The sequence below is a fragment of the Phormidium tenue FACHB-1052 genome, assembly GCF_014696675.1.
GTDB classification, from domain to species: domain Bacteria; phylum Cyanobacteriota; class Cyanobacteriia; order Phormidesmidales; family Phormidesmidaceae; genus Nodosilinea; species Nodosilinea tenuis_A.
The window spans coordinates 79,326-92,089 of sequence record NZ_JACJQN010000010.1 but is presented as its reverse complement, the minus strand read 5'-3'; the positions used below and the strand labels follow the sequence as shown (position 1 = coordinate 92,089).

At 51.0% G+C, this 12,764-nt stretch carries 12 protein-coding genes; 7 read left to right on the top strand and 5 right to left on the bottom strand.

Annotation, left to right across the window (positions count from 1 at the left end; translation table 11 throughout):
* The first annotated feature begins 278 nt into the window (after positions 1 to 278).
* From H6G07_RS14655 to H6G07_RS14635, 5 genes are all read left to right on the top strand, one after another.
* Positions 279 to 2,765 (top strand): TonB-dependent siderophore receptor, encoded by a 2,487-nt coding sequence (locus tag H6G07_RS14655; RefSeq protein ID WP_199312106.1) that lies wholly within the window; start codon positions 279 to 281, stop codon positions 2,763 to 2,765.
* A gap of 114 nt (positions 2,766 to 2,879) precedes the next feature.
* Complete coding sequence (locus H6G07_RS14650; RefSeq protein ID WP_199312104.1) at positions 2,880 to 3,800, top strand: ABC transporter substrate-binding protein; 921 nt, start codon at positions 2,880 to 2,882, stop codon at positions 3,798 to 3,800.
* A 2-nt stretch (positions 3,801 to 3,802) separates the two neighbouring features.
* Positions 3,803 to 4,174 carry a DUF1636 domain-containing protein gene (locus tag H6G07_RS14645; RefSeq protein WP_073608973.1) on the top strand — a complete coding sequence of 124 codons (372 nt, stop codon included), beginning with the start codon at positions 3,803 to 3,805 and terminating at the stop codon, positions 4,172 to 4,174.
* 170 nt (positions 4,175 to 4,344) lie between these two features.
* Positions 4,345 to 4,554: a hypothetical protein gene (locus H6G07_RS14640; RefSeq protein WP_073608974.1), complete on the top strand. Its 210-nt coding sequence runs from the start codon at positions 4,345 to 4,347 to the stop codon at positions 4,552 to 4,554.
* A 272-nt stretch (positions 4,555 to 4,826) separates the two neighbouring features.
* Positions 4,827 to 5,057 carry a DUF433 domain-containing protein gene (locus H6G07_RS14635; RefSeq protein ID WP_073608975.1) on the top strand — a complete coding sequence of 77 codons (231 nt, stop codon included), beginning with the start codon at positions 4,827 to 4,829 and terminating at the stop codon, positions 5,055 to 5,057.
* A gap of 247 nt (positions 5,058 to 5,304) precedes the next feature.
* Here the strand turns inward: H6G07_RS14635 and H6G07_RS14630 are convergent, their stop codons facing one another.
* Both H6G07_RS14630 and H6G07_RS14625 read right to left on the bottom strand, forming a co-directional pair.
* Positions 5,305 to 6,024: a hypothetical protein gene (locus H6G07_RS14630; protein ID WP_073608976.1), complete on the bottom strand. Its 720-nt coding sequence runs from the start codon at positions 6,022 to 6,024 to the stop codon at positions 5,305 to 5,307.
* Between the two features lie 2 nt (positions 6,025 to 6,026).
* Entirely contained in the window at positions 6,027 to 7,160 is a 1,134-nt protein-coding gene (locus H6G07_RS14625) for an AAA family ATPase (protein WP_073608977.1), read from the bottom strand.
* Positions 7,161 to 7,727: 567 nt separating this feature from the next.
* Between H6G07_RS14625 and H6G07_RS14620 the strand changes: the two genes are divergently transcribed.
* Complete coding sequence (locus tag H6G07_RS14620) at positions 7,728 to 8,036, top strand: hypothetical protein (protein WP_073608978.1); 309 nt, start codon at positions 7,728 to 7,730, stop codon at positions 8,034 to 8,036.
* Positions 8,037 to 8,306: 270 nt separating this feature from the next.
* On the opposite strand, the gene H6G07_RS14615 is transcribed toward H6G07_RS14620, so the two are convergent.
* The 3 genes from H6G07_RS14615 to H6G07_RS14605 form a co-directional block, all read right to left on the bottom strand.
* Complete coding sequence (locus tag H6G07_RS14615; protein ID WP_073608979.1) at positions 8,307 to 9,158, bottom strand: VanW family protein; 852 nt, start codon at positions 9,156 to 9,158, stop codon at positions 8,307 to 8,309.
* Between the two features lie 186 nt (positions 9,159 to 9,344).
* Positions 9,345 to 10,010 carry a hypothetical protein gene (locus H6G07_RS14610; RefSeq protein WP_190740724.1) on the bottom strand — a complete coding sequence of 222 codons (666 nt, stop codon included), beginning with the start codon at positions 10,008 to 10,010 and terminating at the stop codon, positions 9,345 to 9,347.
* Positions 10,011 to 10,228: 218 nt separating this feature from the next.
* On the bottom strand, positions 10,229 to 10,675 hold the full coding sequence (locus H6G07_RS14605; protein ID WP_084173211.1) for a four helix bundle protein: 447 nt from the start codon (positions 10,673 to 10,675) through the stop codon (positions 10,229 to 10,231).
* 194 nt (positions 10,676 to 10,869) lie between these two features.
* Between H6G07_RS14605 and H6G07_RS14600 the strand changes: the two genes are divergently transcribed.
* The gene (locus H6G07_RS14600) at positions 10,870 to 12,738 is read left to right on the top strand and encodes an ATP-binding cassette domain-containing protein (RefSeq protein WP_073608981.1); all 1,869 of its coding nucleotides are present in this window, start codon (positions 10,870 to 10,872) and stop codon (positions 12,736 to 12,738) included.
* Positions 12,739 to 12,764 lie beyond the last annotated feature (26 nt).

Sequence of the window (12,764 nt, the reverse complement as noted above, 5' to 3'; positions counted from 1 at the left end):
CGTACACCTAAACGATAAAGATAGGGGGATTGTTCTCTACCCTTCACCTGTCTCACACTTCGCCTACCCATCCACCCATCCACCCGCCCACTCATCCACTCCCACACTCTCCTGCTTGCTCCCAAAAACTCCCAAATTTGATCGCAAATCCTCCGTCTAGGGATCATTTCTCGCTTTAGCGGCTCTCATGACCCTGTATCTTGTTGAGAAGTATTCCTGATTGCCTCGAAGCCATAGGTAGCTAAGGCATTGTCCTCAACGATTTAACAGGTGGTGTGATGGGAGTTCGATTGCAACGGTTGGTGCTGTTGGCGGGATGGCTGACGCTGGTGCCGATGGCGGCTCGGGCCGAAATGGCGCTGTCTTCAGCAGCGGTAGCGCAGCCCAGCGACCAGGCGGCAGATCTCAATCTGGCCCAGGGGGCAACGCAGATTACCGGCGTGCGGGTTGAGGGCGAGGGCGAAGGTCTGCGTCTGGTGCTAGATGCGATCGGGCCGCTGGAAGAACCCATCACCTCGGTAGTAGGCAATGCGCTGGTGGCCGACATTCCCAATGCGGTGCTGGCCCTGCCTGAGGGCGAAGGTTTTGAGCAGTTTGGCCCCGCCGAGGGCATTGCCCTGGTGAGTGTGACCAATGAACCCGGCAACCAGGTGCGGGTGGCCATTACCGGCAGCGACGCACCGCCAGCGGTGAATGTAAGCACTGAGGCGGCGGGGTTGGTGCTGGGTATTTTGCCCGGGCTGGGCTTGGCGACCGGCGAGGAGGAGGTGATCAGAATTGGGGTGACGGGGGCTGGCGATGAAGGCTATACGCCCAGTGACTCTAGCACCGCAACCCGTACCGATACGCCCCTGCGCGACATTCCCCAGTCGATCCAGGTGATACCTCAGGCGGTGATAGAAGATCGCGATGCGCGGGAGTTGGGCAATGCCCTAGAAACAGCGGCTTCGGTCGTTTCTAGCGGCGGGCGGGGCTTGAGTGTATTTGGCCCAGGCTTTTTGATTCGCGGCTTTGAAAGCCAGGGCGGCATTTTTCGCGATGGGGTCGAGGCATTTTCTTTGGGGGCGCTGAGCACCAACGACATCGAGCGAGTGGAAGTGCTGCGTGGGCCAGCCTCGGTGCTGTTTGGCCAGGGAGAGCCGGGCGGCATCGTCAACCTGGTGCCCAAGCGTCCGCTTAGCGAGCCGTTCTATGACGTTTCGGGAGGGGTAGATAGTTTTGGCAGCTATGACGGAGCCGTTGACCTATCGGGGCCCATCACCAGTGACAGTACCCTTCGCTACCGGCTAAACCTGTCCTACGAAAATCTCAACAGCTTCCGCAACCTGGTGGATGGTAACCGGCTGCTGATTTCGCCGATCATCACCTGGGATATTAGCCCCAGCACCTCGCTGGATGTGTATGGGCAGTATACGAGCGATCGCGAGACCATCGACGAAGGTTTGGTGGTGGGTGCCAATGGCATTATCGATCTGCCGCGCGATCGCTTTTTAGGCGAAGACTTTGGCGAATTTTCCCAAGATCAGTTCAACCTGGGCTATCGTCTCAACCACGAGGTTAACGAGAATCTTGACCTGCGCCACACCCTTCAATACCAGCAATATTCGCCGCGCCGATATGCCCCGCTGTTTGATTCACTCGATGAAACAACGGGTGAACTGGGGCGCTTAGCCTACTTTGCGGGCGGCAGATACCAGCGCTTTTTTACCAACGCCGAGGCGGTTGGCCGATTTAGCACGGGCTCAGTAAATCACGAGGTGCTGTTTGGCGTTGAGTATCGCAATACGCTGGAGCAGCCCGAGTTTCAATTTAGCAATTCCTACAACTCCATCAATATTTTCAATCCGGTCTACACGGGCATTCCCTACGCCATCGAGCCCGAGTTCTTTAGGGATGACACGATTAGAACTTTGGGCATTTATCTGCAAGATCAGGTTGAAATTTTGCCCAATCTCAAGCTGCTGGCCGGAATTCGGTATGACACCGCCGATCAGTTCCGCACTACCCAAGATATTGGCCAGCCCCGCGAAGAATTTAGCCAGTCAGACAGCGCCTTTTCGCCTCGGGTCGGCATTGTCTATCAACCGATTGAGCCGGTGTCGCTCTATGCGTCTTACACCACCTCATTTCAGCCTTCCTTTGGGGCGAGCCGCAACGCTGACGATTCCACCTTTGACCCCGAGCGGGGGCGACAGTTTGAGGTGGGGGTCAAAGGCGATATTACCGACAGGTTGAGCGTTACTGCGGCCCTGTTCGACATTCGCCGCCGGAATGTGCAAACCACTGACCCCAACGACCCACTGTTTACGGTGCAAACCGGCGAAGTGACGAGCCGAGGCTTTGAACTGGGCTTAGGCGGCGAAGTTTTACCGGGGTGGAATCTCACCGCCAACTACACGTCGCTGGATGCCTTTGTCAGCCAAGACAACACCATTCCAGTGGGCAATAGTCTGGCCAATGTGCCCGATAACCAGTTCAGTCTGTGGAGCACCTACGAAATGCAGGAGGGAAGTTTGGAGGGGCTGGGCTTTGGTCTGGGATTGTATTACGTCAGTCAGCGAGCGGGTAATTCTGACAATAGTTTTACGCTGCCCAGCTATTTCCGCACGGATGCAGCGCTGTTTTACCGCCGCGACAACTGGCGAGCCCAGCTCAACGTTGAAAACCTATTTAACGCCCGCTATTTCACCTCTTCTGATCAGTTTTTGGGTGTAAATCCGGGAGCACCGCTGACAGTATCAGCCAGAGTAGGAGTGGAGTTTTAACAGGGTAGGGGTTGAGCGATCGCAAGCTGCATAAGTGAGGTTAGACATTTGAGCTTACAAGTTCTAAAACAGTGGGCAATCAACCTTGTTCTGACGCTGCTGACCTTAGGATTAGTGGTTGCTTGTCAGGGGGGAGAATCATCCGTTGATCAATCGGCTGCGGTGGATTGCACTGAGGTTGAACATGCCGCTGGAACGACCTGTGTACCTAAGACCTATGAGCGGTTGGTGACGCTGGATGGGGTGACATTTGAGTATGCGATCGCATCTGGCCTCTCCCCCATTGCCACGGCTGTGAGCGGCTTGGTGGATCACATGGCCGAGCAAGTGGCCCAGGTCGAGAATGTAGGGCAGACGGGAGAGCCCAATCTGGAGGAGGTGCTGGCCCTCAAGCCTGATTTGATTGTGGGGCTTGATAACAATCAGGCGGCCTATGCCCAGGCTGCTCAAATTGCGCCGACGCTCATGTTTAGCTTTGAGCACAGCGGTCAGTGGAAAACGCTGTTTCAACAGATGGCGGCGGCGTTGGGGCAAGCGGATGCGGCGCAGCAGACCATGGCCGATTACGACGCGAGAACGGCAGACTTTAAGGCTCAGATGGGCGATCGCCTCAACGACCTTCAGGTGTCGGTCGTGCGGATTTATCCTGAAACCATTAATCTCTATCTGCGGGATTCGTTTGCGGGCACTGTGTTGCAAGATGTGGGGCTGGCCCGCCCGCCCGCTCAAGATATTGGAGCCGATGAGGCAGCAGCTTTGTTCGATAACCCGATTCAAACCAGCATTAGCCGAGAGCTGCTGGGGCAGGCCGATGGTGATGTCATTTTTCTTTGGACGGGTGAGAACACCCCTGAGGCGACGGCAACAGCCAAGCAAAAACTGGAGACGCTGCGACAAGACCCGCTCTGGCGACAGCTCAAAGCGGTGCAGGCGGGGCGTGTCTACACCGTGCCCAGTCATTGGATTGGCAGTGGTCCGATCGCCGCCAATGCCATTCTGGATGACTTGTTCAAATATCTTGTGGAGCCATCGTAGGCATGCCTGACCAGCTAATTGTGTGCAAAAGCTGCGGCTTTTCAGCAGATGAAGAGAAGCGCGATGGGGAAACGGGCGGGGAGCACCTGCTGAAGCACCTGGAGGCGCTACATTCGCAGTGGTCTCGCAGGGGTGAGCTGGCGATCGCGACGACGGGATGCCTGTGCGTTTGTGAAAAGGCCTGTGCGATCGCCTACGTGGGCACCGGCAAACCCACCTATCTCTTTGCTGACCTTGACCCTGCCACCTGTGCCGCCGATCTGCTCACTGCTGCTGAGCTATATCTCGACCACAAAGACGGCATGGTGCCCTGTTTCAAGTTGCCTGACGAGCTTCAATCTCGCAGAATGGCGCGAATTCCGCCCGCACCTTAGGAGTGGTAGGCAGTGAGTAGGTTGGATTGTTGGGTTTCCTTGGTCAACCCAACTTATAGAGGATTTGCGATCGCACTCAATGTATGGCGGATGAGGGATGAAGCGATCGCTGTTGCTGCTTACGCTAACAATTAAGCGCTCCTAAGGGCCGACGTAAAAGAAGTGGTTTTATGACTGAGAATCAACATAACAATCCCGACAAAGCCCAATCCGCTGATGCAGATACCTTTGATCCTCGTGACCTAGTCAACAAGGGTGGCTACGACAAAGACCCCCAAGAAATCCTTTCAAACCCTGCTGTCGTCCCTCAAATGCTCGGCGATCGCCGTGACGAAGAGGGCGCAGGTATGGGTCAAGACGATGATCAAGACTCTGAATAATTTCGTTGCGGTCTTTAAGACTAATGACGATGAACGCTAGGTAGTAGGTTGAATTGCGCTAGCGTAGGCTTTGCCTTCTCGCAAAGTAACCCAACGTCCAACGTTAGTCTGGCACTATGCAATACCACAGCAGGTGAGAGTAAAATCCTTCTGAGGTTGTTAGGTCCTGCGTCAACCTAACCTACAGGAAGCTTGCGATCGCGCTCCTATCTGTTGCAGTGAGGTGTTAGCCTGCTCTAGACTTAGGAATACATGAGCAATCCAACTGTCTTATGAGCTATCGCGACATCATCACGATTGAACCTGATAAGCGCGGTGGCAAACCCTGCATCCGCCGAATGCGGATTACGGTCTATGATGTCTTGGGCTGGTTAGCGGCTGGCATGTCTGTTGCTGAAATTATTGACGACTTTCCAGAATTGACAGAAACCGACATTAGGGCATGTTTGGAGTTTGCAGTTGATCGCGATCATCTTTTGGTTGCATCAGTGAATGCTGCGTGAAACTGCATAGCAACGCAAGATGCAGATTTCCCTGAAGGAAGTCAGCTTTACGGTGGTCGCAACCATTGAGTAGACGGAGGTTGAGAATAAATCCTGCCAAGATTGTTGGGTTACTTCGTCAACCCAACTACAAGAGATCTGCGATCGCGCCAGAATCCTTTCCATGAAAAGGCTTTAGTCTCTTTGCAATGCTCCGTGGTTATAAAAACCGCTATATCATGTATCCTCCAATCTATAACTTCTTATATTAACTGCTTTCCTCAGCGCTTTCCTTAGTTCCTTGGACCATAGCATTTTTGACTCTTTCACAAAACTCCAGAAAAAGCTGAAAAGTTTGAAGATCTTGAGGCTGAGCCTGTACTCTTTTCTGAAGTTCATCAAAATAATATCTTTCTTTGGCGTTACCAGGATTTTTCTTGCTATATGTTGTATTCCTCGACCTGAAAACTTCTCGCAGATATTCATAATGAAAGTTAGCATGATTTTTCATTTCATACTTCCCCATTTCTTCAGGGTCGCTCTGAGAGACATCGTAGTAATTCACGTAGTCTACCAATGGAGACTCCAACGGTTGCCTAGAGTCAAAAATCTTCTTATTGCCTAGCAGCCAAGTTTCTATACAACGATTTTGCACAATAATTTCAACTTTAGTTTTCCCTAAGTTAATAGCTTTATTACTGATAAAGTCACGAATATATTGAATTCTTTCATTCACTGACTCTTCGTCAGCATCGACACATATGACAAGATAATCGTATCTTATAGTTTCTGAAATTTTATCGACAGCATTTTCAAGTCCATCATACAAAATCCTGGGATAACCTTCCCCACTGATGAGGTAATAGTTGTTATCTTTAACTTGATCGTAATACTTAACCCTTACTAGATCTGGGATTAGATATTCAAGCCATTTAGGATATATTTTTCTCTCTGTACTATTCCCTTCAACTAAGAAGTAAATATTCATCACTACTCTTCTAGGTCTGCTTCGTCTTCTAGAACATTTATCAGATCAATAAACGCTTTTTGCCTAGCTTGAGATATATGAAAGTCCTCTGAATTTTTAACGGTTACCAAACCAGCTTTTCGAGTTACTATTTTCCAATAAGCAGGGCTAAAATTATTTATTATGTATGGATGATGGCTAGTAATAATAAACTGTAATTTTTTGTCATCCAGCACAAGCTCAGTGATGCTATCCAAACAATTAATACCTAAGCTATTTTCAAATTCATCGATTAGAATAATACAGTTTTCAGGAGCTAGATATAGCTCACTAATATACATCAATGTCTTCATCATTCCTGAAGAAATATTTTCAATCCAATCATTTACACCTTTTTCTCTAATGCTAACGGCAGTAGCATCTTTTAATAGCTTAGATAATGCGATGGGAAAATTTTCATCTTTTATATTCTCAATTTTTACGTCTATAACGTTTGGAAAAACTGCCACGAAGGCTTCTTTAATTCTGTTGAATTCTTCAGGAAGTGTTCTGTAAAGAATGGCTAGTTTTATTTGCAATGGCAAGCCACTTTCTTTTAGGGCGGAGAGCGAAGAATTTTCATATTTTTTAAAGACAGATAACTGCAAACGCCAAACTCGATCGATATTATCGGATTCAGTCAATATGATTTTATCCAATGATTCCTTTACAGGAATAATTTGATCTTCTTGCTTTAGTAGTTCAATGACGCTTTCAAAAGGTGACAGCTTAGGGGTTGTGTTCCCATTAAATATAATTTCTGAGCCTTTTCGCTCGATTATAATATTCTCATTATTGCAAACTAATTTTTCAGTTATAAGTTTTACTTGATCATTTTCTTCTGGGTTTTCATCAATCGATATGGTGCTTTCTTTTGTTTCAAACTCTCCGCTCCAAGTATATTCAAGATTGTTGTCTGCTATGAAGCAAACATTCCATTTAACTCCGTTTAGGGATGCACCATTAGCTATAGATTTTAGGCTATAAATGGACCTGAGTATCCTTGTTTTCCCCGCGCCAGATACACCAACTAGAAGATTGAGATTTGGCAAAAAATCGACTTTTGCTAGCTTCCACTTATACTCATCATCGTAGTACTCTAGTTTTTTAATCTGCATAGTAGTACTAAACTTCCCGGCGAGGCTATCTTAGAGGGCAGCTTAGAATAGTAACAAATTTTTCAGCAGGTTTTTGTGTTTTGTATAGAATGTTGACGCTGTTCTAAGCAATTCAAGCGAACAACAAAGAAATAAGAAGTTCTAAAATCTATGCCAGTAGTAGTTTAACAAATTGTTAGACTGCTTCTATTTACTTGATACCCTCTGCAGAGGAGATAAGTAGCGAGTAATCTACCTCATACCTTCACAAAGGTAAATAAACAGAGTCATTCTGTCTAAAGTATCTGCTAGAGCGTCGTGCCATCCTCCACGGTTGACGGGGAGCGTCTGCACCACTATTCTCTTACATTAAGCCGTTCAGCAGAGCGGTGTCCACGCAGAACTCGAAGACTTTAGCGCTGCCTGAAGGTGCTGGTAACACCAACAGACAGCTAACCCCGCAAATCTCTTGCGCAGATTGCGAGGCTAGGTTCATCGTACCCTAGCCCCCACAGTTTGCACTTCAGCTGCGGGTGGCTGGGGTTTTCGCGTTCTGTCTTCCTTAAACCAAAACTGGAGACAGAACCCATGTTTGAATATCTCGAACCCGATGCCAGTGGCGACCAAGGGACCGGGTCCCTGCCGCTGCCACCTAGGTCTGGGGGCAATAGCAAAGGGACCCGGTCCCTAAACCCCGAGAAGGTGCGCCATATGCTCTACGGCAGCCTCGCAGGCATCGATCGCACCATCAAAATCCTCCACGCCCTCGGCTACACCGACCCCAACGACTGGAGCGATCCCATCCCCGTGCCACCCACCAATGACACCACCGGCACAACCTCCCCAACAGGACATGTCTGGATGGCGATCGCCACCAAAACCGTGCTGATTGAGTAACGTACCTTGCCCGCTCCCGATGGCAGCACCCTTTGTCGTCGGGGGCGGCGACCAACATCAAGCCCACCGCTCGCAACTTGGCCAACTGAGCAGCCCATTTCACAAACTAAGACCGATGTATAGCGAAGTGGCACAACTGTTTAGCTTACACAGGCCGATATATAACGAAGTGGCACAGCTGTATAGCTTATTGAGGTTGCTGTTTAGAAAAGCTGGCTTTTGTCACTAACAGCTTTCATGAACAATGGCTATCACTTTCACAGTCATTGCTCATACCATCTTATCGATCTCAACGGTAGTCTCCAAACTGCTGTCAGTACAGGGCTTATAAACACTAATGGCGCGATAATCAAGTTGCCATAAAAGTTCTTCAGTCATGGTTTCCGAGCCAGTCCCTGCTCTTGAGTTGTCCGCCCGATCGCACACAGATCGTCGAGTTTCAACGATCCAACCAGAAATGTTAGTTGTTGAAGAAGGCAACAACTCCTGCAAAACCACAGAGTCAACCTTAACCTTCCAGGGGCAAGGAGACTGCCCCCATAAACTAGAGACCACCTGACCTGTCTCCGGCAGCACTTGTAAGCGCAACTGTAGCGCCACATCACTGTGATTCCGAACGATCAAATCTTTGTAGCCATAGGCGATCGAAGCATCTTGACCGAGCTGGTAAAATCGATCGTCCCCGTAAGCATCGATGCTATGGCAATGTCGCTCCAAAATCTGGCAACCTGAAACCAAGAACGTATGAAACAGGTTGGTAGCAATTAAGCATAGTCCGCCACCAGCTCCCGTCTGCACTTGACCGCGCACAAACACGGGTCCTGCCTTAAACCCATTACTCAAGGTTGGATCGCCTACGCAATTACAGAAGCTGAAGATTTGCCCAGGGTTAAGTTGAAGCTGGTGAATTTTGCTTGCAGCCAGTTGCAAGTTCAAGACACGATTTTCGCGAATTTCTGGACTGCCACGGTCTGGAATGGCTGTGACAGAATCACACCATAAGTGAGGGTAAAGATATGACTGATCAGGAGTTTGTTGCCGAGCATAAAAGAAAGGGTAGCCACGAAGCAGGCTCCTAGCGTACTTGAGGCTAATACGTAGAGATCGTTTCCATTCTTTCAAAACGGCGACTCCTTTACTTATTTACTCAATAGATTCAATAGATATCAAGCAATTCCGCATCTAGAGTAAAAGCTAATGTCGGGCATCAGCGGCGCGCTATAGCCCTTGATGATGAGAGGCCTGCTGGCTGCACGTCCGCTGCATGCCGATGTTGGGTTGCAGCACCCATACAATCTTTTCCCCGGTCTACCAACTCCGCCTCCAGCGCCACCAGACGCCTTTCATTGGCGCGTACCAATCTTCTCCAACAATCGGAGGCGTACCGTCCGGGCTGTGGACAACGCCGCAGTCATCCGCTAGACCGCACTCACCAATGATGAAGCGTACCGCGTTGCCAGCCTTGTCTATCTCGCTAACTTTAAAGAGGCCAATCCACGTCGGTGCGCCTGGCCCCGTCCCTGAGCGCGTGTCTATTGCAGCCCCCTCAAGCGCAGAGCGACTCGCGGCAAATCTAGCCGCAAACGCGAGATCAAAACTGACGCCCGCAAAGACAATGACAAGAAGAACTAACTGAATTACGAAGGGGTAAGGGAGTATTTTAATCAACCGCTCGCGTTTCCTCAGACCTCTGCCTAGCAGGCCAACAGCGGTGGCGACTGTGACTGCACCAAAAGCGAGGCCGCCAAGAAAGTAGAATACGTAATCCAACATGGACACTCCATCACTGGCGCTGACGAGTGCGACGCTTCCCCATAGGAGTGCTGCGCCTGCGATCGCCCAAAAGATAGAGTTCGACCTTTTCATAACCCATACCTCAGCAGCACAATTATGTATAAGTGTCAGATTTGTCAGATAAGACCCTATGTTTTCCGTATTATCTAGCACTTTTGCTATTGAATATCTCGAATCCAATGCCAGCGGCGCGTCCAGTTGACCCAGCAGTGTAGCCCCAAGAACCGCTCTCTACAGAAACTCCGCTGAGCAGCCAAAAAGATCCGTCGGGGAGCCCTGGGGGAAGAGGGGGAGTGGGAGAGTGGATGGGTAGGTGGGTGGATGAGTGGATGGGTGGACGGGTGGATGGGTGGATGGGTGGATGGGTAGATGGGTGGACGGGTGGACGGGTGGATGGGTTATTGGATTGTCCAGGTGGAAGCGTTTTTGATCATGTTGACGAGTTGCCCTAAGACTTGGTCGTAGTTGCGATAGAGGTTCCTACCGGATTCGGCATCTAAATATTGGCATTTAACTGCAAACTCTAGCCAAATTTGAGTTTCTGTTGCTTCAGCCTGGCAGTCACTGATTTTTGCAACAAAGGCAGCTTGATATCGCCGTTTTCGCCAGGCTTCTCCCAAATTGGCACACACTGACCGAGACGACCTTCGAATTTGGTCAGTCAAGGAATATCTCTCCTCAACTGGAAACCGTTTAGACACCTCAAAAATATCCGGCGTTGCTGAATTGAGGAATGAATCTGTAAAATCAACAGTTACTGCATCGGCCCCCCAACCCCCCAAAATTGGGGGACTTTGAAGTCGTCTGGTTCCCCCCAGAATTGGGGGGCTAGGGGGGCAAATCATACTGATGATCAGCAACGCCAAATATCCATAGCTGTGGCAAAAGCCACCTGATAAACCTCTAAATCCCGATAACTCCTCACCAATTCCCTAGTCATCCCCCCACCCTTTCCTTACTGTCTCTCTCCAAATAATTCCCACCCACCCATCCACCCGCCTACCCATCTACTCATCCACCCATCCACCCATCCACCCCTATGCCCCCCATCACCCACCTCCTCTGGCAGCTCATCCGCTACGCCCAGCGGCTCTACTGGGTCGATACGCTGCTGTGGCTGTTCATCCTTGGATTGCCAGCCGTGCCGGGGCTAATCATTCGCGAATTTTTTGACACCCTCACTGGAGATTCGCGCTTTAGCGCATCGCCCTGGGTGTGGATTGGGCTACTGCTGGCGGTGGGGCTAGCGCGGGTGGTGGCAATTTTTGTCGGGCGCATTACCAAAACCCAGCACCGCTTTTTGATCAGTGGTTTGGTACGACACAATCTGCTGCACGAACTGCTCAAGCGCCCTGGGGCCGAGTTGGCGACGGGTGGAGCCAATGGCCAAAATGCTTCCCCCGGTGAAATTCTCAGCTACTTTCGCGACGATGCGGCCCAGATTGAGGATGTTGTGGTGGGCACCAACGAGATCTTTGCCGCCGGGGTGTTTGCGATGGGGTCGGTGGCGCTGCTGATCAGCGTTAACCCGACGATGACGCTGCTGGTGTTTTTGCCGCTGTGCGCGATCGCCCTCCTCGCCCATCAGGCCGAGCACCGCCTCAAACGCTACCGCCGCGCCAGCCGCCAGGCTACCCAGCAGGTCACCGGGCTGATTGGAGAATTGTTTACCGCCGTGCAAGCGGTGAAGGTAGCCGGGGCCGAAGCCCAAATGCTGGAGGAGTTGCGGAAAAGATGCGATCGCCGCCGCGACCTGATGGTGCGCGACCAAGTCTTCAGCGCCATCCTCAACTCCGGCTTTGAGAACATCGTCAGCATCGGCACCGGGCTAATCTTGCTGGTCGCCTCCCAAAGCCTCGGTGCCCAAGGCGACCTCACCGTGGGCGACTTTGCCCTGTTTGTCTATTACTTATCGTTTGTCACCTACTTTCTCGCCTTCCTGGGCGGCTTTATCGCCACCATTAAGCAGAGCGAAGTCTCCTTTGAGCGCATGGCGGGGTTGGTGTGTGATGGAGCTAGAAAACTTGACGAACAAAGGTTTGAGTTCTCAGTTTTGAGTTCTCAGTTAAAGGATTTTACTCAAAACTCAAAACTTAAAATTCAAAATTCTCACCCCCTTACCCACCCTCACCCCCTCTACCTCAAACCTATCCTTGGCCCAGAACCGGCGCTGCCTTCGAGGGTAGATGCGATCGTCAACGACCGGCCCATGGCCTCCGCCCCCCTCCACGAGCTACGGGTTGAAGGGTTGACCTACCGCTATCCAGGCGGTGGCGGCATCAGTGACATCAGTTTTACCCTCACCCAAGGCAGTTTGACGGTGATCACCGGACGGGTGGGTGCAGGCAAAACTACTCTGCTGCGGGTGCTGTTAGGCCTGCTGCCCAAACAATCTGGCGCGCTGCATTGGAATGGTCAGCCAATTCTCGACCCGGCAAATTTCTTGGTGCCCCCTCGGGCTGCCTATACGCCGCAAATTCCCCAACTCTTCAGCGCCTCGTTGCGAGAAAATCTGCTGCTGGGGCAAGCCGTTGGCCCACAACAGCTTGATCGGGCGATCGCCACCGCCGTCTTTGATCGCGATCTCGCGGCCATGCCAGATGGGCTAGAAACCCTCATTGGCACTCGCGGCTTTCGCCTGTCTGGTGGGCAAAAGCAACGGGCCGCCGCCGCCCGTATGCTGCTACGTCAGCCCGCCTTGATGATATTCGATGATCTCTCCAGCGCCCTGGATGTGGAGACCGAACAGCGCCTGTGGGAGCAATTGTTTACCCCATCCACCCATCCACCCATTTACCCATCCACGCTTTCCCCCACCTGCCTTGTCGTCTCCCACCGTCCCTCAGTGCTCGATCGCGCCGATCAAATTCTGTTTTTAGAGAATGGGCGCATTGAGTCTGTAACGTAGCTGTAATTTTGAGGTTGACCAGCATG

What these genes read in the sequence shown, in the direction of transcription:
- H6G07_RS14625 (WP_073608977.1), bottom strand. Translation starts at nt 7,160, where the DNA reads ATGCAGATTAAAAAACTAGAGTACTACGATGATGAGTATAAGTGGAAG.
- H6G07_RS14620 (WP_073608978.1), top strand. Translation starts at nt 7,728, where the DNA reads ATGTTTGAATATCTCGAACCCGATGCCAGTGGCGACCAAGGGACCGGG.
- H6G07_RS14635 (WP_073608975.1), top strand. Translation starts at nt 4,827, where the DNA reads ATGAGCTATCGCGACATCATCACGATTGAACCTGATAAGCGCGGTGGC.
- H6G07_RS14655 (WP_199312106.1), top strand. Translation starts at nt 279, where the DNA reads ATGGGAGTTCGATTGCAACGGTTGGTGCTGTTGGCGGGATGGCTGACG.
- H6G07_RS14640 (WP_073608974.1), top strand. Translation starts at nt 4,345, where the DNA reads ATGACTGAGAATCAACATAACAATCCCGACAAAGCCCAATCCGCTGAT.
- H6G07_RS14600 (WP_073608981.1), top strand. Translation starts at nt 10,870, where the DNA reads ATGCCCCCCATCACCCACCTCCTCTGGCAGCTCATCCGCTACGCCCAG.
- H6G07_RS14605 (WP_084173211.1), bottom strand. Translation starts at nt 10,675, where the DNA reads ATGATTTGCCCCCCTAGCCCCCCAATTCTGGGGGGAACCAGACGACTT.
- H6G07_RS14645 (WP_073608973.1), top strand. Translation starts at nt 3,803, where the DNA reads ATGCCTGACCAGCTAATTGTGTGCAAAAGCTGCGGCTTTTCAGCAGAT.
- H6G07_RS14630 (WP_073608976.1), bottom strand. Translation starts at nt 6,024, where the DNA reads ATGAATATTTACTTCTTAGTTGAAGGGAATAGTACAGAGAGAAAAATA.